Annotated in this window: 17 protein-coding genes; 10 read left to right on the top strand and 7 right to left on the bottom strand. The window is 60.8% G+C overall.

Translation table 11 applies throughout. The features are described 5' to 3' along the window. Positions 1 to 132: 132 nt before the first annotated feature. Complete coding sequence (locus ACO08A_RS27325; protein WP_422039003.1) at positions 133 to 1,095, top strand: hypothetical protein; 963 nt, start codon at positions 133 to 135, stop codon at positions 1,093 to 1,095. A gap of 80 nt (positions 1,096 to 1,175) precedes the next feature. Here the strand turns inward: ACO08A_RS27325 and ACO08A_RS27320 are convergent, their stop codons facing one another. The 3 genes from ACO08A_RS27320 to ACO08A_RS27310 all read right to left on the bottom strand — a co-directional run bounded on the left by ACO08A_RS27320 (position 1,176) and on the right by ACO08A_RS27310 (position 4,381). Next, entirely contained in the window at positions 1,176 to 2,372 is a 1,197-nt protein-coding gene (locus tag ACO08A_RS27320; RefSeq protein WP_422039002.1) for a lytic murein transglycosylase, read from the bottom strand. 142 nt (positions 2,373 to 2,514) lie between these two features. Further along, positions 2,515 to 3,012, bottom strand: coding sequence for a hypothetical protein (locus ACO08A_RS27315; RefSeq protein WP_422039000.1), 498 nt, complete (start codon positions 3,010 to 3,012; stop codon positions 2,515 to 2,517). A 148-nt stretch (positions 3,013 to 3,160) separates the two neighbouring features. Further along, positions 3,161 to 4,381, bottom strand: a complete 1,221-nt coding sequence (locus ACO08A_RS27310) for a hypothetical protein (RefSeq protein WP_422038999.1) — start codon at positions 4,379 to 4,381, stop codon at positions 3,161 to 3,163. 234 nt (positions 4,382 to 4,615) lie between these two features. Here ACO08A_RS27310 and ACO08A_RS27305 point away from each other — a divergent pair, with 234 nt between their 5' ends. From ACO08A_RS27305 to ACO08A_RS27295, 3 genes are all read left to right on the top strand, one after another. After that, positions 4,616 to 5,842 (top strand): ABC transporter substrate-binding protein, encoded by a 1,227-nt coding sequence (locus ACO08A_RS27305; RefSeq protein WP_422038998.1) that lies wholly within the window; start codon positions 4,616 to 4,618, stop codon positions 5,840 to 5,842. Between the two features lie 104 nt (positions 5,843 to 5,946). Then, entirely contained in the window at positions 5,947 to 6,546 is a 600-nt protein-coding gene (locus tag ACO08A_RS27300) for a TetR/AcrR family transcriptional regulator (protein ID WP_422038996.1), read from the top strand. A gap of 115 nt (positions 6,547 to 6,661) precedes the next feature. Next, the gene (locus ACO08A_RS27295; protein ID WP_422038995.1) at positions 6,662 to 7,768 is read left to right on the top strand and encodes an alkene reductase; all 1,107 of its coding nucleotides are present in this window, start codon (positions 6,662 to 6,664) and stop codon (positions 7,766 to 7,768) included. A gap of 104 nt (positions 7,769 to 7,872) precedes the next feature. On the opposite strand, the gene ACO08A_RS27290 is transcribed toward ACO08A_RS27295, so the two are convergent. Further along, positions 7,873 to 9,222: a sugar porter family MFS transporter gene (locus ACO08A_RS27290; protein WP_422038994.1), complete on the bottom strand. Its 1,350-nt coding sequence runs from the start codon at positions 9,220 to 9,222 to the stop codon at positions 7,873 to 7,875. Positions 9,223 to 9,575: 353 nt separating this feature from the next. Between ACO08A_RS27290 and ilvD the strand changes: the two genes are divergently transcribed. The 4 genes from ilvD (at position 9,576) to ACO08A_RS27270 (ending at position 13,608) form a co-directional block, all read left to right on the top strand. After that, the gene (gene ilvD / locus ACO08A_RS27285; protein ID WP_422038993.1) at positions 9,576 to 11,420 is read left to right on the top strand and encodes a dihydroxy-acid dehydratase; all 1,845 of its coding nucleotides are present in this window, start codon (positions 9,576 to 9,578) and stop codon (positions 11,418 to 11,420) included. A 93-nt stretch (positions 11,421 to 11,513) separates the two neighbouring features. Beyond that, the gene (locus tag ACO08A_RS27280; protein WP_422038992.1) at positions 11,514 to 11,864 is read left to right on the top strand and encodes a hypothetical protein; all 351 of its coding nucleotides are present in this window, start codon (positions 11,514 to 11,516) and stop codon (positions 11,862 to 11,864) included. Between the two features lie 200 nt (positions 11,865 to 12,064). Beyond that, a complete protein-coding gene (locus ACO08A_RS27275) occupies positions 12,065 to 12,484 on the top strand; it encodes a hypothetical protein (protein WP_422038991.1) in 420 nt (139 codons plus the stop codon). A 35-nt stretch (positions 12,485 to 12,519) separates the two neighbouring features. After that, positions 12,520 to 13,608: a metal-dependent hydrolase gene (locus ACO08A_RS27270; RefSeq protein WP_422038990.1), complete on the top strand. Its 1,089-nt coding sequence runs from the start codon at positions 12,520 to 12,522 to the stop codon at positions 13,606 to 13,608. Positions 13,609 to 13,620: 12 nt separating this feature from the next. On the opposite strand, the gene ACO08A_RS27265 is transcribed toward ACO08A_RS27270, so the two are convergent. From ACO08A_RS27265 to ACO08A_RS27255, 3 genes are all read right to left on the bottom strand, one after another. Beyond that, the gene (locus tag ACO08A_RS27265; protein WP_422038989.1) at positions 13,621 to 14,562 is read right to left on the bottom strand and encodes a hypothetical protein; all 942 of its coding nucleotides are present in this window, start codon (positions 14,560 to 14,562) and stop codon (positions 13,621 to 13,623) included. A gap of 323 nt (positions 14,563 to 14,885) precedes the next feature. Next, positions 14,886 to 15,410, bottom strand: coding sequence for a TerB family tellurite resistance protein (locus ACO08A_RS27260; RefSeq protein ID WP_421982670.1), 525 nt, complete (start codon positions 15,408 to 15,410; stop codon positions 14,886 to 14,888). Between the two features lie 65 nt (positions 15,411 to 15,475). Further along, positions 15,476 to 17,662, bottom strand: a complete 2,187-nt coding sequence (locus tag ACO08A_RS27255; protein ID WP_422038988.1) for an anthranilate synthase — start codon at positions 17,660 to 17,662, stop codon at positions 15,476 to 15,478. Between the two features lie 405 nt (positions 17,663 to 18,067). Between ACO08A_RS27255 and sthA the strand changes: the two genes are divergently transcribed. Continuing rightward, a complete protein-coding gene (gene sthA / locus ACO08A_RS27250; RefSeq protein WP_422038987.1) occupies positions 18,068 to 19,468 on the top strand; it encodes a Si-specific NAD(P)(+) transhydrogenase in 1,401 nt (466 codons plus the stop codon). 111 nt (positions 19,469 to 19,579) lie between these two features. After that, on the top strand, positions 19,580 to 20,998 hold the full coding sequence (locus tag ACO08A_RS27245; protein ID WP_422038986.1) for an 8-oxoguanine deaminase: 1,419 nt from the start codon (positions 19,580 to 19,582) through the stop codon (positions 20,996 to 20,998). Positions 20,999 to 21,058: the final 60 nt, after the last annotated feature.

The following is a 21,058-nucleotide window of genomic DNA, read 5'->3' as shown; positions in this document are numbered from 1 at the left end:
TGAAGGTGACGACTAGGGCTGGTAGAGAAACATGACAAAATACTAATGTAAATCAGCTGTTTATGAACAAAATTTCACAAGTAATTCCAGGCTTGCAGCTTATCTCTCTTCATGAAGGCGCCGGGCAGACGGATGTGGTCGAAAGCGGGCGCAGGCACCAAGGAGGATGCGCTCTTGCACCTGGTAAAGTCGGACAGTCTCATCGAACGCGGACTTGATGCCGCGAATTACAACATATTCGAACAGAACCGGATCTGGGCGCGCTACGCGTCCGAAAAACCTGATGTTGCCGCGAGCCTGATGCGCACGATCCGGGCGATCCACATGAGGATGAAGGAGGAGAGGGACCTGTCCGCCCTGTCGATCGGCGCGGGAAACGAACCGCAGTTCCGGATCCTTCAGCCCGCGTTTCAAAAAGGTCTCTGGCTCTACGATATTGATGGCGCGGCATTGGCGACACTCCAGGAGCGCCAGGCGCGCCAGCTGCTGGAAAACGTGCGCCTGGTTCAGGGAGACTACACGATCGACTTTCGCGATGCTGCAGCTGCCCGTTGCGCCCGCGACGCACTGCTCGATGGACGCAGGCAGGATCTCATCACGCTCCATCACAGCCTCTACTATTCGAATGCCGCCACGTGGCCCGGGTTGGTGAAGGCGCTTTACGACGAGGTCCTTGCCCCGAACGGCGCGATCCACGCAGTCATGATGTCAGCCCGCGAAACACGGCCGCACACAACCACCTGGCTCTACAACCATTTCGCCAGCAGGTTCTTCGGCACATCGACGGATCAGGACCTGCTCGGACTGAGGCAGCAATTGCGTGAGTGTCATGCCCTGAAGGATTGCGAGATCTGCACAGAGACGCGCCAGGTCCGGTTCTGGGTCGACGATTTCGACCTGTTCATGGCGGTGATCTGGATGATCCTTCTTTACCCGCACGCGCACGACTACACGCTGGAGCAGCGGATCGAGATCACCGAGTTCGTGATCGAGAATTTCTGGATCCCGAAGAGGCCGCTGGTACAGACCCAGGACTACGTCACCCTGCACAAGCTCGGTCCTGCGCAATCCATGGCCATCTTCGGCGGCAGATAGCTTCTTTTTGCACGCGGTGGAACCTGTCTGCTCCAACACGGTTTTCATGCAATCAGGAAGCGGGCAACAGGCCCCGTACCCTAGAGTCTGTTCAAGAGGGCCGGTGTCGGCCACGCATCCGCAGGCATGCCGAGCTTCTGCTGCATGTCCTGGACGGCCCCCCGGGTTCCGGCTCCCAGGATGCCGTCGATCTTGCCGACGTCATAGCCCTTGTTCTGTAGCTTTGTCTGCAACTGTTTCATCTGGGCATCGTTGAGCCCCTGGTCGGGGTTGCCGGCGTTGTAGCGTGGCGCACCGGCAAGACGGGTTGCGAAATAGGCTGCGGATGTCGTGTAGATGAGCGACTGGTTCCATTCCAGATAAATGTCGAAATTCGGATAGGCCAGGAAGGCCGGGCCCTTGCGGCCCTGCGGAAGAAGCAGCGAGGCCGGCAGGTTGGGCGAGATCTGGCCCCAGCGCGGCTGAACGCCGAGCGCGGCCCATTGCGCGCCTGTCTTGGTCTTGCCGAGACCCGTTTCATACCAGTTCAGGTTCTGCGGAACCGTCACTTCCTGCAGCCAGGGTTCGCCCTGGCGCCAGCCCAGGTGATTGATGAAGGCCCCGGCAGTGAGGATCGCGTCCGACGCACTCTGCTTAAGCTTTACGTGCCCGTCGCCGTCGCCGTCGCGTCCGAACTTGATGATGTCCTCGGGCAGCATCTGCACCATACCGATTTCGCCGGCCCACGCACCGGTTGTGCGCTGCGGATCGAGGTCGCCATGCTGAACCATCTCGATGGCAGCGATCAATTGCGGGCGGAAGAGCTCCGGACGCCTGCAATCATGGGCGAGCGTTGCCAGTGCGTTGACCGTGTTGAAGTCGCCCTGAACCGCACCGAAATCGGTCTCCAGCGCCCAGAAAGCGGTTATCACCGGCGCTGGCACCCCGTATTCGTTCTCCGTCCGCTGGAAGATGGCGGCATGTTTCTTCATGTTCGCCGCGCCGTTCTTCATGCGGTAGCTGGAGATGACCCGCTTGGAAAAGTCCAGAAAGGTCATCTTGAAGACACCCTGGGCACGGTCGCGTGACAATACCTTCCGGTCGATCTGCGCGCGCGCCAGGGTCCGGTCTGCGGCATCGGGCGACAGGCCCTTTGCGACGGCCTCCTGTTTGACGCCGGCCAGGAACTGCCTGAAATCACCGCCGCATTGCTGGGCCGACGCGGATGACGTGAAGAGGCAAAGGCCTGCGACGATACCGGTGGCAAAGGTGAGCGCGAAAGTCTTGCGGCGGGTCATGGATGGTCCTGTCGTTGCGATGTTGCAGCCAAATGCGCGTCGTCTGGAATTCGGCAACAGTTGACTTTGCTTCGCCCGCAACGTCAACCGGAACGGCGGGCAAAGACACGGTCATCCACGGAGAGCGCGCGTTTGAAGGGCTTTACTGGCAGCCGCCGAAGTCGGACCCCACCATGATGCCGCCTTCCGGGCTGCGCCGGAGCGGGGCGTTCACCCGCGCCGACGAGCGGCACCCGGCCGAAGGGGCCTGCAGGTTGGGTGCCGGCGCATAGGCCGGGTCGCCGTAATAGGGGGCGGCATTCACCCCGGAAGTCTGCTGGAGACACATCTGGTAGGCCGTGTCGTAAAGCGCCTGCCAGCCACCGGGCATGGATCCCATGTTGTTCAGAACGCCGAGGGCACCTCCGGCACGTGCGCCGCGCGCGGCACCGGAGCGTCCGGCCCAGGCACCGCCGACGACCGCTCCTGCCATTCCGCCTGAAACCGCATCGCCGACAACATCGCCGTTGCCGACATAGGAATTGGCATAGTCCGTCGCGTAGACCACGCAATCGGTTCCGTCAGCCGATGCGGCCACGGGTGTGCCGATCGCCAGTGCGAGGGCAAGTGCGCAACTCGTTTTTCTGTGCCGATGAAACATGTCTGGTCTCCCGCCGACAGAACGATCGGGGCAGGGGCAGGCCTGTTTGCCTGTCCACAAGTGCAGCCCCATGTTGCCGGAATTCGCGGAAACCAGCCTATGTCACCGGTCTTAACAAGTCTCTACCGCGGTCCTTCGGATTTGAAGCTCATTGCGCGGCGCGCTCGACAAACCTCTGGCCGACAAATCCTGTCTTGCCGTCATATTCGACGCCGCACCACCATTTGCCGCAGTCGTTGAAGCTTATGGTGGTATTGGCGGGAATGACGGCGATGATTTCGCTGTTTTTCTTTTCCGACAGGCGCATGTTGACGGAGGCCGTTGTCTTGCCCGAGTTCGCATATGCGCCGACGTCTTTCGCGGATGTGGTCTCGATTGGCACCGTCCCGGCTTCCGAAGCGCTGACGACAGCGGCAGGACTGTTGTTGGCTGCGATGGCCTCACTGTCAGAGATACCGGTCGAGACACTGGCCGAGGCAGTGGTCGAAGTACTGGCCTGACCGGACTGGGTTGCAGAAGGAACGGCAACCGCATAGGGCGGCGTCGTGAGGCCGGCCGACAGCCCTGAAACAGGCAGGGAACCGTCCTGCAGCGGCACCGTAGTCGCTGCCTGGGCGGGTGCGGCTTGCGGGTAGACCGGCGCGACAGCTCCCGCGCGGGTGGTTGCAGGGGTCGCGGAAGCGCCCGTATTTCCGGACGCAAAGGCAAGCCTCAGCCGGTTTTTCGCCTCGGCGATCTGTTCCGGCGTGGCCGTGTTGAACGGTCCGGTCTTCGCAGCACGTTCCGGTACTCTGGCGCTTGCCGCCGTCTCGGTTACCGGGCTTTGAATTGCGGATACCGGCGGCGGGGCCGTGACGATCAGCTGGGTGGCAACGGGATGGGTTTCCGGCTCGTCCGAGGCCATCATGTCCGGAAGGCCGAGCGCAAGCGCGGCGCCTCCTGCCAGCCCGACAAGCAAGGCTGCGGCCACCAGGGGTCTGACGCGCAATTTGGCGGACCGGTTTCCGGCGCTGTGCAGCGTATCCGGGTTTCTCTCTGCGGACCGCTTGACCACATCGGCCATTTTCTCGGCATCGTCCGCCTTGCGCAGGACGCCCGGGATCTCGAACGGAACGTCATGCGGTTCGGCAGCCAGGTTCGGTTTTTCAGCGTCGCCCGGGTCTGTCCTGTCCGCGGCGGCATGCAATTGCAGTATCTTCGAAGCAAGCTCGCCGGGGTCGATTTTGCGGAGTGACTTTCGAAAATCCCCGCTCGAATGGGCTCCGCTGATCACCTTGAATTCGCGTCTCGCCGAGAGTTCCTTCCCGGTCCTTTCGCTCGGATCTGGTTGACTGGCGCATGAATTGGCTGGCGCGGTTACTGGATACATCTGGCCCTCCTGTTGATGCGGTTCGGGCACGCGCAAGGCGGTCACCTGGATTTGGTAAGGTGGCATTAACCTTTGTTAATGCGTCCGCACACGGGCCGGATTGCGGCGACACTGGGGAATTTTCCTTGAATTTTGACGAGCTTGTGATCCGGAAAGAGGGGGGCAACCGGTGCGTTTGCAAATGCATAACCTGTCTTTGCCATGCTTGAATGAGCATTGGCATGAGGAGATTCGGTGCCGGACGCGAAATTCGCATCGATGAACGGGCAGGAAACGATGAAACGCTGGGTGATCTCGAAAGCTGTTGGTGTCCTGTTGGGGCTGGGCGCATTTCTGTCCGCAGCCCAGGCGCAGGAACCGCAGCAGCAGCAACTGAGGATCGGTTTCATGGCCACGCTGTCCGGGCCGGCGGCCGTCTTTGGTGAACACATGCGTGACGGCTTCATGCTCGCTGTCAACCAGTCGAACGGGGCCCTCGGAGGCATGCCGACCAACGTGCTCGTCGTCGACGACAAACTCGACCCGGATCATGCGGTCAAGGAAGTTACGAAACTGATCGACGAGAATGGCATTGACTTGCTGGTCGGAGTGAATTTTTCAAAGATCATGCTGGCGGTCCACGATCCGGTTGTCCGCTCCAGGACGCTGTTTATCGGGGCAAGCTCCGGACCTGCGCCCATCGCGGGCCGCAATTGCAGCCGTTATTTCTTTTCCACGGCGGCGCAGGACGACCAGGTGCACGAGACCATGGGACGCTATGCCAGCCTGAAGGGATACCAGCAGGTTGTGACCATCGCCCCGGACTACGAGGCGGCGCGCGATGCCATCGCGGCGTTCCGGCGCCACTTCAAGGGACAGATCGCACGCGAGATTTTCCCGAAACTGGGCCAGACGGAGTTTTCGGTCGAGTTCGACCAGATCGCCGGGATCGAGCCTGATGCGATCTACGCGTTCATGCCCGGTGGAATGGGCGTAGAACTTGTCAGGCAATTCCAGACCTCCGGCATGAAGGGCATCATTCCATTCCTGTCGGCAAAGACGGTCGACGCGGTCACTCTGCCGTACACAAAGGAGACGGGCGAGGGACTGTTCTCCGCCGCACACTGGGCTCCCAATCTCGACAACCCGGCGAACAAGCGCTTCGTTCGCGAGTTCCGGCGCGCTTACAATTATGCGCCGTCGACATATGCCGCGCAGGGCTACGATGCGGCGAAGCTGATTCATTTCGCTCTGGAACTCACCGGGGGCGCCAAGGACAGGGAAGCGATGCTCTCGGCAATCAATGCCGCACCGTTTGAGAGCGTGCGTGGAGACTTCCGGTTCAATTCCAACCAGTTTCCCATCCAGGACTTTTATCTGGTCGAGGGCGTGCGCCGGACCAGCAGGCTTTACGAGATGGAAGCCGTGGCGCGGGTCTTCGACGATGTCGGAGACGCGTTTTCCGGCTCATGCCGGATGTAAGCTGACACATCAAAAAAGCACGGCCGCCGCAATTCTGAAACGGACGGTCCAAAAATCGCGAGGGTGCACCTTGCATTCAGGACTGCATGGTCCATATTAGGCGCATGTCCAACACCGCGCGACAGCGCTCCGATCAGAAATCGCGGTCTCCGGGCCCCGGCAGACCCAGGACTTTCGACGAGTCCGCGGCCCTTGAAGCCGCCTTGCTGGTCTTCTGGCAGAAGGGTTACGAGGCAACATCGCTGGACGACCTGACGTCGGCGATGGGCCTGAGCAGGTCGAGCTTCTACGCTGCCTTCGAGAGCAAGCAGGCGCTGTTCCGCCGCGCTCTGTCGCATTATTCCCGCAACGGGCTTGAGAACCTGAAAGACGTGGCCGTGTCCGCGCAAGGCGATCCCGTTGACGCCATGATGCAGGCACTTTCCAATCCGCAGGGCGGTGCGAAGGGCTGCATGCTGGTCAATTGCATTACCGAACTTGCCCCGCACGATGAAGGCGTCGCCGAGATCGGGCGCCGGCATCTGGAAAGGATCGAAGAGATCTTTGCTGAGGTTCTTGATCCTGAAAATCCGGACGCCATGCGCGACAGGGCACGAGCCCTGTCCTCACTCGCCATTGGAACCCTCGCGCTTCGAAAGGCCGGATATCCGGCGGACCGGATCGCCGATACCCTGAAACAGGCAAAGGTCATCCTTCCGGCCTGACCGAAACCTTCAACTGGTAGGGGCCTCGCATCGGCAAAACGCTCACGTATAAATATGGACTGAATGGTCCGAAATTGGGAAATCCCCTTCCTCCGACGATGAAAAGGAACTGAGTATGTCTGACCAGAAACTGTTTACACCCGCAAGGGCCGGTTCGGTGGAGTTGAAGAACCGCATTGTCATGGCACCGCTGACGCGCAACCGGGCACGGGCCGAAGACGATGCCCCGTTCGAACTCCACGCGGAATATTACGGTCAGCGCGCCGGGGCAGGGCTGATCATCACCGAAGCCTCGCAGATCTCGCCGCAGGGCAAGGGCTACGCCTGGACGCCCGGTATCCATTCCGAAACCCAGATCGAGGGATGGAAAAAGGTGACGGATGCGGTTCATGCCAAAGGCGGCAAGATCGTTATCCAGCTCTGGCATGTCGGGCGGATCTCGCACCCGGTCCTTCAGCCGGGCGGTGTTGATCCCGTGGCGCCGTCCGCGATTGCGGCAAACTCCAAGACATTCGACGGCACCCGGTTCGTGGAGACGCCGATGCCGCGTGCCCTGGAAGCCCACGAGATCCCCGGTATCGTCGAGGACTATCGCAAGGCGGCGGAAAACGCGAAGAGGGCCGGGTTCGACGGCGTCGAGGTCCATGCCGCAAACGGATACCTGATCGACCAGTTCCTGCGCGACGGATCGAACAAGCGTGAGGATGCCTATGGCGGTCCGCTCGAAAACCGGTCACGCTTCCTCAAGGAGGTCATGGATGCGGTCGTGTCCGTCTGGGGCTGTGACAGGGTGGGCATACGGCTCAGCCCGTTCTCCAGTGCCAACGATATCGCCGACAGCGATCCGCAGGAAACCTTCTCCCACGTGATCAGGCTGCTCAACGGCTATGGCCTGGCGTATCTCCATCTTGTCGAGGGCCAGACCGGAGGCCCGCGTGACATCCCCGAAGGCGGTGATCTCGCGGCGCTCTATGCGCTCTTCGACGGCGCGCGGATGGGAAACAATGGCTATGATCGTGCCCTTGCCGTCGACGCCGTCGGTTCGGACACGCTCGATCTCGTGGCGTTCGGACGTCCGTTCATCTCCAACCCGGATCTGGTCGACCGGCTTGAGAAGGACGCACCGCTCAACGCGCTCGATCCGGAGACGCTCTACGGCGGCAACGAGAAAGGCTACACGGACTATCCGACGCTGGCCGAAAGCGCGGTGGCCGCGCAGTAAGTAGACGTTCCTCCGGGTTGCCCGGCATCCACTCTTCCAGGGCAGCCCGATGGAAAGCCGGTGCAGGTGAATTGCCTGCACCGGCATTTTTTTTGTTGGGCGCGTTAGCCGGTTTTGACGGTTTCCGGCGTCCCCGCGATCGTCTGGTCGATTTCCTCAAGCACCAGGCCGCGCGTTTCGGGCGCGAAGGTCCAGGCGTACCAGATGCCGAAGGCGCAACAGGCGGCAAACATGCCGAATGTCATCGCTTCACCCAGACCGGCTGCGAGCACCGGAAACAGAAAGACCACCAGGAAATTGCACAGCCAGTTGGAAATGGAGGCGATCGCCATGCCTTTTCCCCTGAGAGCGAGCGGGAACAGCTCCGACATGTAGAGCCACGGAAGCGGCCCGAGGCTGATGGCGAAGAAGAAGATGAACGAGAACAGGCCGAGAAGCGACAGCCAGGCCAGGTTGTTGTCGTTCAGCTGGAACAGGACCGCAACCAGCGCCATGCTCAGGAAGGCGCCCACAAACCCGAAGATGAACAAGGGGCGCCGCCCGAGCCGGTCGACAAAGATCATCGCCAGGATCGTCACGCTCACGTTCAGGGCGCCTATGCCCATGGTCGCGACGAGTTCATTCGCCAAGCCCTCGAAACCGGCATTTTCCAGGATGCGGGGCGCGTAGTTCATGATCACGTTGATCCCGCTGAACTGTTGCAGGAAGAACGCGAGAACCGAAAAGATCAGCAGACCGCGCAACGCCGGTTCCTTGAACCTGCTCCAGCTCTCCTCCGCCGGGTCTGCCGGTCGGCCGTTCTCGATTTCCTGGACGATCATGTCCAGCCTTTCGGCACTCGCCTCAGGTTGAACGGTTTTCAGAACGTCGCGCGCCTGCTTGTCCCGGCCGGCAAGCACCAGCCAGCGCGGGCTTTCGGGAGCCTTGACGATGCCGGCGAGACAGATCATCGCCGGCACGAGGCTGAAGCCGAGCATGTAACGCCATGAACCGGTGAAGGAAAACGCCCAGTCGACAATGAAGGCCGACAGGATGCCGATCGTGATCATCAGCTGAAACGCCGAGACGACCGCACCGCGGATGCGGGCAGGGGCGATTTCCGCAAGATACATCGGAGCCACGAGCGACGACGCGCCGATGGCTGCGCCGATCACCAACCGCGCAACGGTGAGGGACCACACGCTGAACGCCATTGCGGCGGCAAGTGAGCCTGCGGCAAACAGGATCGCGCAGAACGTGAGAACCGGACGCCTGCCGAACCGGTCGACGGTAACGAGCGCCAGGACGGCACCGAATATGGCACCGAACGGAACCGCGCCGGTCATGAAGCCTTCGCTTTGCGCCGTGAACACGAACTCTTTTTTCAACAGAGGCAGAGCGCCGGAGATGACCCCCTGGTCGGTGCCGAACAGAAAGCCGAAAATTGCGGCCAGTAGTGCAATCAAGAATAGCAACGCGTTTCTCCCCACAACGCTGCCACGATGTCGACCCGCGTTCGTTGAGCGGGTTCTTTGATGTGGCACACAACCTTCACCCGACACCGTTCGCCGATGCAAGCCAAAAGATCAGCTCCACCGAACGATTCACGGAATGCGACGATTTTGAAAGGAGTTAAGGGGTGTGGCGATCGTCGATCATGACAGAACCGTACCGTACCGTACACTTTTCCATCAATTCGATCTTTCGGCTCGGTGAAAAACCTGCCAACTCCATGCCAAGTCAAATTCGGATGCGTTCAAGCAAGTTGCGGCGGTGACCAGACAGGCGCCTTCCGCAGGCGAAACGCTGCCATTCCAGGGAGAAAAACATGCCTCCGTATCGGTCCAGAACCTCCACCCACGGTCGGAACATGGCCGGTGCCCGCGGTCTTTGGCGCGCCACCGGCATGACGGATGATGATTTCGGCAAGCCGATCATCGCGATTTCCAATTCCTTCACCCAGTTCGTTCCGGGACACGTTCACCTCAAGGATCTCGGCCAACTGGTTGCCCGCGAAGTCGAGCGGGCCGGGGGCGTCGCCAAGGAGTTCAACACGATCGCTGTTGATGACGGCATTGCCATGGGGCACGACGGAATGCTGTATTCGCTGCCGTCGCGCGAAGTCATCTCCGACGCCGTCGAATACATGGTGAACGGCCACTGCGCGGACGCGCTTGTCTGCATCTCCAATTGCGACAAGATCACGCCGGGCATGCTGAATGCCGCCATGCGTCTCAACATTCCGGTGGTGTTCGTCTCCGGCGGGCCGATGGAGGCCGGCAAGGTGGTTCTGGAGAACGGCGTTCACAAATCGATTGACCTGGTCGATGCCATGGTCGCGGCCGCCGATGACAGCATGTCGGACGCGGACGTTCTGTCGATGGAACAAAATGCCTGCCCGACCTGCGGCTCCTGTTCGGGCATGTTCACCGCGAACTCCATGAACTGCCTGACCGAGGCGCTCGGACTGGCGCTGCCCGGAAACGGCTCGACGCTTGCGACCCATGCGGACCGCGAGCGTCTCTTCGTCGAGGCCGGCCATCTGATCGTCGATCTGGCGAAGCGCTACTACGAAGAGGACGACGAAAGCGTTCTTCCGCGCAACATCGCCAACTTCAAGGCATTCGAGAATGCCATGACGCTCGACATCTCCATGGGTGGATCGACCAACACGATCCTGCACCTTCTTGCCGCGTCCTACGAGGGCGAAATCGGCTTCACCATGGATGACATCGACCGTCTGTCCAGGCAGGTGCCGGTGCTGTGCAAGGTCGCGCCGGCGGTGGAGAACATCCACATGGAGGACGTGCACCGGGCAGGCGGGATCATGGCGATCCTCGGTGAACTCGATCGCGCCGGCAAACTGCACACGGACATCCCCACGGTGCATTCCTCGACCATGAAGGAAGCGCTGGCGCGCTGGGACATTCGCCAGACCAACTCCGCAAGCGTGCACGAATTCTACAAGGCCGCACCGGGCGGCGTGCCGACACAGGTGGCGTTCAGCCAGGATCGACGCTGGGACGATCTGGATCTGGACCGGCAGGCGGGCGTTATCCGCGAAGGCGACCATGCCTACAGCAAGGACGGCGGGCTGGCGGTCCTGTACGGCAACATCGCCGAGGAAGGCTGTGTCGTGAAAACCGCCGGCGTCGACGAGAGCATACTCAAGTTCACCGGTCCGGCGCGGATCTTCGAAAGCCAGGACAGTGCCGTCTCGGCGATCCTGACCAACAAGGTGAAGGCCGGCGACGTCGTGCTGATCCGCTACGAGGGACCGCGCGGCGGCCCCGGCATGCAGGAAATGCTCTACCCGACCAGCTATCTGAAGTCGAAGGGCCTGGGCAAGGAATGTGCCCTGATCACCGACGGCAGGTTCTCGGGCGGTACCTCGGGGCTGTCGATCGGGCACATGTCGCCGGAAGCGGCGGAAGGCGGCGCGGTCGGTCTGGTCGAGGAGGGCGACACGATCATCATCGACATTCCGAACCGTATCCTGAAGGTCGATATCCCGGACGAGGAACTGGTCCGCCGCCGGGCGGCCATGGACGCCAGGGGCGACACCGCCTGGAAGCCCGTCGAAAAACGCAGGCGCAAGGTGACGAAAGCGCTGCGCGCCTATGCAAAAATGACGACGAGTGCCGCCAAGGGCGCGGTGCGAGAAGTGGATTGATCCCGGTTGAACGAAAGCCGGCGAGGACAAGAAGGCCGGTGCTATGATGGCCTTCTTGTTTCTTCAACATCGTTTCGGGAACGGGAGTAGACCTTGATCAAGGGCCTGGGTCGTGAGCGCGGTCTTCAGACACTCATCAGCATCGCGATTCTGGCCGTAAATCTATGGATTTCCTTCCAGGCCATTTCGACGCTCGGTGACACGGACGAATTTGGAGACTTTCGATTTACCGCCGAGACGATTCCGGTTGAGTATTACCTCTACCTCGTGTCGAGTTGGGTGTTCGGTTGCGTCTCGATGTGGGCGATACGGTTCCCGGACCCTCAGGGCCGTTGGGGCGCTCGCTTGTTTTGCGCCTTGTTGATCCCCGCGTTTCTGTTGCTCTTCACAGTGAACATGAAGATCTTTTCCTGGGCTTCCATGCTGGAAACAATCCTGCCTTAGAGCATTTCCGAGCGGGACCACGTTGTCCCGGGCGCGGCGGGAAGCAAGAAGCGAACAACGTCAATCTTCCAGGCAGTATTCAGAAGAGTGACCTGACTGAATGAGGTGCCGCCAAGGGCGCGGTGCGCGAAGTGGATTGATTTCTCGGGTATGATCGGTGCCGGTGGTGTGGTCGGTTCAAAATTCAGAGGATTGTTGGTTTGCCAGAGGCAGAGCCCAAAACAGCGACCCCGAGAGAGATACACGCGTATCTCAGCGATCAGTTGAAATCATACCACGACGGTTTGATTGATTTTGCGTTCAAGCATGGTGTCATTCTGACGGTGATACTGGGCTGGGTCGTTTCATCAGAACGGGCGCAAGAGTTCCTGGGTGAAACCGAAAGCAAGAAAATTGCTTCCCTGGCCGCGTTGAGCCTTTACGCGTTCGCGCACGTCTTATGGGTCCGTCGATGGTATCTGAAGTCGAATGCTGTGTTCGGTCAGCTTAAAGACTTGAAATATATGTCAATCGACAAATATAAGCCGCAGCACGTGACTAAATTTATGGTCGGCACATTTATGGCTGTGCACTTCGCTATATGTACCGTTATCGGCTTCTTCATCGCACACTTGGACTAGCGTTGAGGACAATGAACGCAAACGTCTAGGACACGATGGATTCAATCACACAATTCGTTCTGGGTGCCGCGGTATCGACGGCTTGCCTGGGAAGCAAGATCGGGCCGCGCAAGGCCGCGATTGTCGGCGGGTTGCTCGGCACGCTGCCGGATCTGGACGTGTTCATCCCCTTTGACGATCCGATCGACAGTTTCGTCTATCACCGCGGCTGGTCGCACTCGATCTTCGTGCATGCGCTGGCGGCCCCTGTCGTCGGCGAGGTGCTGGTGCGGCTGTTCAAGGGACTGCGCGAGCATCGCTGGCTGACCTGGGGGGCCGTTTTCCTGGTTTTTGCGACCCATGCCATGATCGACGCGATGACCGTCTACGGCACGCGGATCTTCTGGCCCGTTTATCCCGACCCGGTCGGCGTAGGTTCGGTGTTCATCATCGATCCGCTCTATTCCATTCCATTGCTGATCGTCGTGATTTATGCGCTCTGCAAGAAGAACTGGACGTCACGGCTGCGCAACTGGGTTGCCGGTGCCCTGATCGCCACCACCGCTTACATGGGCGTGAGCATTGTCCTGCAACAATATGTGCAGGGGCAGGCACGCCTGGCCTTCCAGTCCCAGGGGATTGAACCGGAAGCCGTCTACGCGATCGCGGCCCCGTTCAACATCCTGCTCTGGAAAGTCATCGGGCTTGAGGAAGATCGCTACGAGAACCTTTACTATTCCCTGCTCGACGGCCCCGGCGAACCCGAAATTTACGAACATCCGCGCCATCCCGAACTGGCGGCCTGCCTGTCGGATACGGCGGCCTTCCAGAAGCTGGAATGGTTCAGCCGCGGCTTCTTCAGAACGGAACTTGTCGGCGACAAGGTCGTGGTGTCGGACCTGCGCATGGGCCTGACGCCCGGCTATGCCTTCCGCTTCGCGATCGGTGAACTGGATGACGACGGCATCCGTCCCATCGAGCCACAGCGGGACACGGGCCTCGAGCGGATCGACTCCGATGACTGGGACTGGTTCCTGGCGCGGCTGAAAGGACATCCCAGCGTGCGCAATGCCGAGGCGAAGGCCGGAAACGTGGTCGCATCAGGTGCGCCGCGCGCGTGCGGCACAAGCTCCGCAACGGGTTAGGGACGTCCGGAATTATTCTGTTTTGCCGCTTTCGGGAAGCGGCAGGAGCAGCGTACCCGCAAGCAGGGCTTCCGGGTCGTGAATCTGCGGCACCTGCTGGCAATCGGCAACCTGTTCTCCGGTCTCGCCCTTGTGCTCCTTGAGCGTTGCGCATATCGGGATTGCCGACTGCCGGGTGCCGCTGACTGCGACACTCATGACATCTTGCAGAGATCCCTCCGTTTCGCGCAGCGCAAGCGCAAGATGTTTGGCAAACAGAGAAATCGTCCGGTCCGCCGAGTAGTTTGCGCTCTGGCCGTCGCCCGCGGAGGAGACAAGCGCCTCGGGTCTGTCCTCATGATCGACAGTATGTCTGTCGAGCAGGTGCATGTTCACGGCGTAGGAGTCGTTGGTGTCGAGGATCAGAATGACCTGCGCCGCCGGGATCGTATGAAGCATGGCCGCGAAGGCAGGCGCGGTAATCCAGATGCCGTCGCTGATGGCCGCGGCAGCCGTTTCGGGTTTCTCGTCGGCCCAGAACTCCAACACGAACCCGTTTTCCTCGTCCGGCTGGTCACCCTCCAACTGGCCGAGCGGCAGATTTGCATAGATGATCAGCCGGTCTTCCGGTCCGAGGCGGTTGGCGAGTTCCGTCGCCTTCAGCTTGAGTGCGGACGCACTCGCGCCCTCGTTGATGAGAAGGTGCTGGTTGTCCGGCCCGGCAGCAAGGCGCGGGCTGATCGCATTCATGACGCGTTCCAGACTGTTGTAGCAGACCTCGAGGGCCTGGGCGTTCCAAGGCGGACAGTTGCCGATACCGAGCACGTGATTTCGAAGGTCCGCTTTCCCTTGCGCATGGGCGTCCGGTCCGTGGACGAGACACGGCAGCAGGACGAAGGCAAACGCCAGTGCGCCGAGCGATCGGCGCAATCTGCGGGAACACCTGACCGTGTTCATCTTGGCGTTGCCGGACATTTGTCCTCCCCGGACTCCGAAAGACTTGGAAATGGCTTCACCCCGTGTCGTCAGAGTGCTTGACCGGACAGGAAGCCCGCTCTGCACACTCTTCCTAACGGGGCTTCGCCATTTCAAATGCCATTTCAGTCTCATTTTTAGGTCCGTACCCTAGTGCAAGCCCATGAAGACAATGCAAAAGAAAGCCGGAAAATCAATAGAACTCTGACGTGCTCTGTTAATCAACTTATTTCGTCACCGGGTCACTCGGGAACCAGAAGTTGAATAACGACTGGTATTTTAATTGCTACGCCTTTTGCAAGGAAAGCGAGCGCCATTTCCGGTCAATGACTAAGTTGTTTCAGTTTTTCTACTATGTTCACGGTGTCGTCGGTGAGCGTGCCCGTGTCCGCGTTTCCGACATGCGTTACCATCTGAATGAGATCCGGCAGCGTGTCACGACCGCCCAGATGCACCGTTCGCTTGATGAGCCGCCGGATCATGTCATCCGGATTGCTGCTCTGGCTGGCCAGCCATTTGGAGAACAGGTAGAGGTCTTCGGCTTCGTTTTCGGGCATGCCGAAGACCGACTGAAGCTGTTCCATGATGGCTTGCTGTTCCGCGCGGGAGATACCGCCATCGGTCTCCGCCGTGAGCACGAGCAGGGCGGCGGCGGTGACACGCGGATCGTCGACGCCTTCGCTGGGGTGCTGGTTCGCCCGCGTTTGGAAGCCGAAGCGGCGGGCGGCCGCCTTGACCTCATGCGTCGCGTCCAGCACGACACGCGTCGTGTCGGCTGCCTGGCGGGCACGGTAGAGCCAATAGGCGGCCCCGGCGACAAGCGCGATGACGACCAGCAATGTTGGCAACGACGATCTCCTTCAGTCTCTGCCTGTTCCCATAACGACACAATTGCGAAGACATCGTGACAGATTCACGATGCGGCTTCGATTTCCTGCCTCTGGGCATGCACCAGCCGTTCAACGACATTCTCGATGATCTTGTGGCCGGCCTCCTGGTCAAGCGACATGATCGATTCTGGATGGAACTGCACCGCGGCGATCGGCTCGCTTTCGTGTTCGATCGCCATCACGACCCCGTCCTCGGTTTCCGCCGTGACCCTGACATCGCCCGGCAGCGTCGCCCGCTTGGCGAACAGCGAATGATACCGTCCGACGACAACCGGTGCGCTCAATCCGTCAAACAGCAGGGAGTTGCCGGAGAGACTGATCGGGGAGGGCTTGCCGTGCATCGGGATATCGAGTTGCCCGAGTTCTGCGCCGAAATACTCCGACAGGGCCTGAAGGCCGAGGCAGACCCCGAAGATCGGCAGCGCGCGCGCGCGCGCCCGCCCGATCGTGGCGGCACAGTCGAAGTCTTTCGGGTTGCCAGGTCCCGGCGACAGGACAACCAGATCGGGATCGACATCGTGAAAGACGTGATCGGCGACCGGCGACCTGTAGGTCACCACATCCGCGCCCGTTTGCCTGAAGTAGTTGGCAAGCGTGTGTACGAAGCTGTCCTCGTGATCCACCAGGAGGATCTTCAATCCTTTGCCGGGTTTGGCGTCTTCCTGCCGGGTGGTCGCCTTGCCGGCAAGACCGGCCTCGCGCACCGCTGCCCGCATGGCCTCCGCCTTGAGTTCCGTCTCCGCTTCCTCGTCCTCCGGGACACTGTCATAGAGAAGCGTGGCGCCCGCCCGGATCTGGGCAAGGCCGTCCTTGATCCGCACGGTTCTCAGAGTGAGCCCCGTGTTCATGTCGCCGTTGAACAGCACGGCCCCGATGGCGCCGCCATACCAGGCGCGCGGTGACTTCTCGTGATCCTCGATGAACTGCATCGCCCAGCGTTTCGGAGCGCCGGTCACGGTGACCGCCCAGGTGTGTGAGAGGAAGGCGTCGAGGGCGTCCATGTCGGGGCGCAGGATGCCTTCGATATGATCCACCGTGTGTATGAGCCGCGAGTACATCTCGATCTGCCGCCGTCCGATCACCTTCACCGACCCGGGCACGCAAACGCGGCTCTTGTCGTTGCGGTCGACATCGGAACACATGGTCAGCTCGGCTTCATCCTTCGCCGAATTCAGCAGTTTGCGGATCTGGGCTTCGTCCTCGATGGCGTTTTTCCCGCGCCTGATAGTGCCTGAAATCGGGCACGTCTCGACGCGCCTGCCGCCGGTAACGCGCACATACATTTCCGGCGAAGCGCCGACGAGATACTCGGCATTGCCCAGGTTGAAGAAGAACGAGTAGGGCGAGGGATTGATCTGCGCCAGACGCCGCGATACCGCAGACGGGGGGTTGGCGCAGGGCTCGTAGAACGTCTGGCCAGGAACGGTTTCGAAGAGGTCTCCGCGCCTGAAATAGTCCTTGGCCTCTTCGACCAGCTTCGCGTATTCCCCCGGTTCGTGATCGCCGCGTCCGGGGTCCCGGTTCGCGGGCATGTAGGCGTGTTTCTCGCCGGTCCGCTCCAGGCCCTTGGTGGTTCGGCCATTCGCGACGAAATCATATTCCAGCACATAGGCGCGCTTGCCGTGGTGGTCGACGATCAGGATCTCGTCGGGCAGAAACAGAACGACATCCCGCTGATCCTCGGGCCGTCGCAGTTTCAGGTCGATCGGCTCGAACTGAAAGGCGACATCGTAACCGAAGGCTCCGTAGAGGCCCAACTGGTCGTCGTCGCAAGCGAAGAGGTCCTTGAGAGCGCGCACGATCGAAAAGGTCGATGGCTGGCGGGACCGCTCTTCTTCGTTGAAGAGCCGGTCGGGCTTCTTCACCGTCAGCGTGATCCGCTCGTCCGTGGCATCGAAGGTTTCGATCACGTCGTGGGTTCTGAGCGCATCGGCAATGGCGGGAACCAGAACCTTGCCGCGTTCGTTCAGCGCCCGGATATCGACGGTCCGGTCGGCCGCTTCCACGACGAGGGGCGGATTGACCAGCGCCATGTCCCAGCGCGTGTAGCGGCCCGGATATTCGTAGGAAGAGGCAAGCACCGCACCCAACTCGCTGTCCAGCCTGTCGATCCAGTCCGACGTGCCGGTTTCGTAGTCGGAAGGGCGTGATGTCCGCAGGATCGTGATCCCGCTTTCCGTTTCAAAGGTCTGGTCTGCCAATGCCGGCATGGTCTTTCCGTTCCCGTCTCGTCGGCCCGTTGGAAGCCTGGCGGCCCCAAAATGCACCAAGGCCGCCGTCGGTATCCCGCGGCGGCCTTTGGTGCGTAGTTATGATCCCTTCAGTGCATGATCCATCGCCGGCCGCCTATGTTGCGCCGCGCCACCACCATGCTGCTTTCAGGTTCGTTCTCATGGCTTGACGCATATCTTATGAGCGCCGTGATGGCAACGGTCTATCGCGATCGCCGCGGTGGGTGCCGCTTTTTTGCTCATATCAGGGCAGCGGCTGCCCATATTTTTTCTCCCGTCTTGACCCGAAAACAAAGATGCTGTTTTGCAGGACGTCAACCATTGTGGATGTATCTTCGCTTCGAGGGGCATTCACAATGCCGGTTCGGGTGCGATGAGGGGCAAATGGAACACTACGATCTGATCGTGATCGGCAGCGGGCCGGCGGGTCGCCGTGCTGCCATTCAGGCGGCGAAATTCGGACGCGACGTGCTGGTCGTCGAACGGGGGCGCCGGGTCGGCGGCGTATCGGTGCATACCGGCACGATCCCGTCCAAGACCCTGCGGGAGACGGTCCTGAACCTTACCGGATGGCGGGAGCGCGGCTTCTACGGCAGTTCCTACCGCGTGAAGCAGGACTTGACCGCAGCCGACCTCCGGGCGCGCCTGCACATCACCCTCAATCACGAGGTCGATGTGCTGGAACACCAGTTTTCGCGCAACAAGGTCGATACGGTCCGGGGCGAGGCCCGTTTCCTGGACACCAACCTGATCGAGGTCGAGGGCGACGCCGGCGAGATCCTGAAATATTCGGCGGACAAATTTGTTATCGCCGTCGGAACCAAGCCCTTCCGGCCCGACTATGTTCCTTTCGACGGCGAATATGTGCTCGATAGCGATGAGATCCTCGAGCTGGGAGAGATTCCGCGGTCCATCGCGGTGATCGGGGCAGGCGTCATCGGGGTCGAATACGCGTCGATCTTCTCGGCGCTCGACGTTCACGTCACGCTGGTCGAACCGCGCGACAGCATGCTCGATTTCCTCGATCAGGAACTCGTCGCGGACTTCACCCACCAGCTTCGCGACCGGGGCATCGCGCTTCGTTTCGGCGCAACGGTGGAAAAGATCGAGAAGCACGGGCCGGGAGACTGCGAGATCACGCTCGAAGGCGGCCGCTGCGTGCGCACGAACGTCATCCTGTTCGCGGCCGGTAGAATGGGAGCGACACCCAAACTCCATCTCGACAAATGCGGGCTGTCGGTTGATCACCGTGGCCGGCTGAAGGTCGATCCTGCGACCTTCCAGACCGAAGTCGATCATATCTTTGCCGCCGGGGACGTGATCGGGTTTCCGAGCCTTGCGTCGACTTCGATGGAGCAGGGGCGTATCGCGGCGTGCCAGGCGCTGGGCGAAACGGCCTACGACCCGCCCGAGTTTTTCCCTTACGGAATTTATGCGGTCCCGGAAATCTCCACCGTCGGCATGACGGAGGAGGAAATCAAGGAGCGTGGCATTCCCTATGAGTGCGGTGTCGCGCGTTTCAGGGAAACGTCGCGCGGGCACATCATGGGTCTCGATACCGGCATGCTCAAGATGATCTTCTCGCTGAAGACCCGGCGCCTGCTCGGGTGCCACATTGTCGGGGAAGGCGCAACGGAACTGGTGCATATCGGCCAGGCGGTTCTCAATCTGAAAGGGACCCTGGAGTATTTCGTCGAGAACACTTTCAACTACCCGACGCTCGCCGAGGCCTACAAGATCGCGGCACTCGATGCCTGGAACCGGATGCCGCCTCTGGAAGAGTAGTTTTTTCGGGGGTTGAAAAAAATCGCCATTTCCGTTTTTCGGCCAAAAACTTCTTAACGTATACACCGTTAGGCTCGTGCAACGCTGATTCGAACGATCTGAAAGTCTTTGATGGCACGCACCCTGCTTCTGAAAAACGCGGATGTCCTCGTCACGATGGATGGCGGCCGACGGGAGATCGAAAACGGTGGCCTGTTCGCCGAGGACGGGCTGATCACCGCCGTCGGTTCGTCACATGAACTGCCGGAGACGGCGGACAGGGTGATCGATGCGTCCGGTCAGATCGTCCTGCCCGGATTTGTGAACACGCATCATCATCTCAACCAGACGCTGACGCGCAATCTTCCGGCCGCCCAGAACAACAATCTGTTTCCCTGGCTGCAGGCTCACTACCGGATCTGGGCGCGCACCGGTCCGGAGGCGTCTCGCGCGAGTGCGCTGGTCGGGCTTGCAGAACTCGCCCTGTCCGGCTGCACGACGGTGTTTGATCATTCCTACCTGTTTCAGAGCGGCAACAAGGTCGACTACCAGATCGAGGCCGCGCGTGATCTCGGTGTCCGGTTCCACGCCAGCAGAGGATCCATGTCGCTCGGCGAAAGCAAGGGTGGTCTTCCGCCGGACGCGTGCGTCGAAGACGAGGACGACATTCTGAAGGACAGCATCCGCGTGATCGACCGCTATCATGACGCCTCGGTCGGGGCCATGACCCGGATCGTGGTCGCGCCCTGTTCGCCGTTTTCGGTTTCCGAAGATCTGCTGAGGGAAAGCGCCCGGCTCGCGCGCGACAAGGGGGTCATGCTGCACACGCACCTCTGTGAGACGCTGGACGAGGAACGCTACACGCTTGAACGCTTCGGCAAGCGTCCCGTGGAGTGGATGGAGGGCCTGGAGTGGACCGGGCCGGACGTCTGGTACGCCCACGCCATCCATGTCGACGATGACGAGATCCGGGTGTTTTCGTCGACCGGATGCGGAGCCGCTCATTGCCCGTGTTCCAACATGCGCCTTGCCTCCGGTATCGCACCGGTCAAGAAATACATGGCCGCCGGTGTAAAGGTCGGACTTGGTGTCGACGGCTCTGCCAGCAATGATGGCTCCAACATGCTGTCGGAAGTGCGCCAGGCCATGCTTCTCGCACGCCTGAACCTCGGGCTGACGCCGCCCGACGCGCACGAGCACGCCGCGCTGCCGCCATCGCATTCGCTGCGCTCCGGCGAATGGATGACCGCCAGGGAAGCCCTGGAACTTGCGACCCTTGGAGGGGCGTCTGTGCTCGGCCGGGACGATATCGGCTCATTGGAGGCCGGAAAATGTGCGGATTTCTTCACGCTCGATCTCAACACGATCGAGTTTGCCGGCGGATTGCATGATCCGGTCGCAGCGGTCGTTTTCTGCAGCCCGAAAGGGGCTAAGACGACCGTCGTCAACGGCAATGTGGTTGTCGATGACGGCCGGATCGTGACCCTGGATATCGACAGGGTCATCGCGGAACACAACAGGCTGAGCCTGAAACTCGCGGCAGGGGACTGACGGCTCCGGGAGGAACCGGCGCAGTTTATGCGCTAATCGGCCGAGGCCCGGGCCCGCAGA

This window comes from Roseibium sp. (assembly GCF_965232425.1).
Taxonomy (GTDB): domain Bacteria; phylum Pseudomonadota; class Alphaproteobacteria; order Rhizobiales; family Stappiaceae; genus Roseibium.
This window is presented reverse-complemented; position numbering and strand designations above follow the sequence as displayed.

What these genes read in the sequence shown, in the direction of transcription:
- ACO08A_RS27270 (WP_422038990.1), top strand. Translation starts at nt 12,520, where the DNA reads ATGGATTCAATCACACAATTCGTTCTGGGTGCCGCGGTATCGACGGCT.
- ACO08A_RS27255 (WP_422038988.1), bottom strand. Translation starts at nt 17,662, where the DNA reads ATGCCGGCATTGGCAGACCAGACCTTTGAAACGGAAAGCGGGATCACG.
- ACO08A_RS27315 (WP_422039000.1), bottom strand. Translation starts at nt 3,012, where the DNA reads ATGTTTCATCGGCACAGAAAAACGAGTTGCGCACTTGCCCTCGCACTG.
- ACO08A_RS27310 (WP_422038999.1), bottom strand. Translation starts at nt 4,381, where the DNA reads ATGTATCCAGTAACCGCGCCAGCCAATTCATGCGCCAGTCAACCAGAT.
- ACO08A_RS27245 (WP_422038986.1), top strand. Translation starts at nt 19,580, where the DNA reads ATGGCACGCACCCTGCTTCTGAAAAACGCGGATGTCCTCGTCACGATG.
- sthA (WP_422038987.1), top strand. Translation starts at nt 18,068, where the DNA reads ATGGAACACTACGATCTGATCGTGATCGGCAGCGGGCCGGCGGGTCGC.
- ACO08A_RS27300 (WP_422038996.1), top strand. Translation starts at nt 5,947, where the DNA reads ATGTCCAACACCGCGCGACAGCGCTCCGATCAGAAATCGCGGTCTCCG.
- ACO08A_RS27320 (WP_422039002.1), bottom strand. Translation starts at nt 2,372, where the DNA reads ATGACCCGCCGCAAGACTTTCGCGCTCACCTTTGCCACCGGTATCGTC.
- ACO08A_RS27295 (WP_422038995.1), top strand. Translation starts at nt 6,662, where the DNA reads ATGTCTGACCAGAAACTGTTTACACCCGCAAGGGCCGGTTCGGTGGAG.
- ACO08A_RS27325 (WP_422039003.1), top strand. Translation starts at nt 133, where the DNA reads ATGTGGTCGAAAGCGGGCGCAGGCACCAAGGAGGATGCGCTCTTGCAC.
- ACO08A_RS27265 (WP_422038989.1), bottom strand. Translation starts at nt 14,562, where the DNA reads ATGTCCGGCAACGCCAAGATGAACACGGTCAGGTGTTCCCGCAGATTG.
- ilvD (WP_422038993.1), top strand. Translation starts at nt 9,576, where the DNA reads ATGCCTCCGTATCGGTCCAGAACCTCCACCCACGGTCGGAACATGGCC.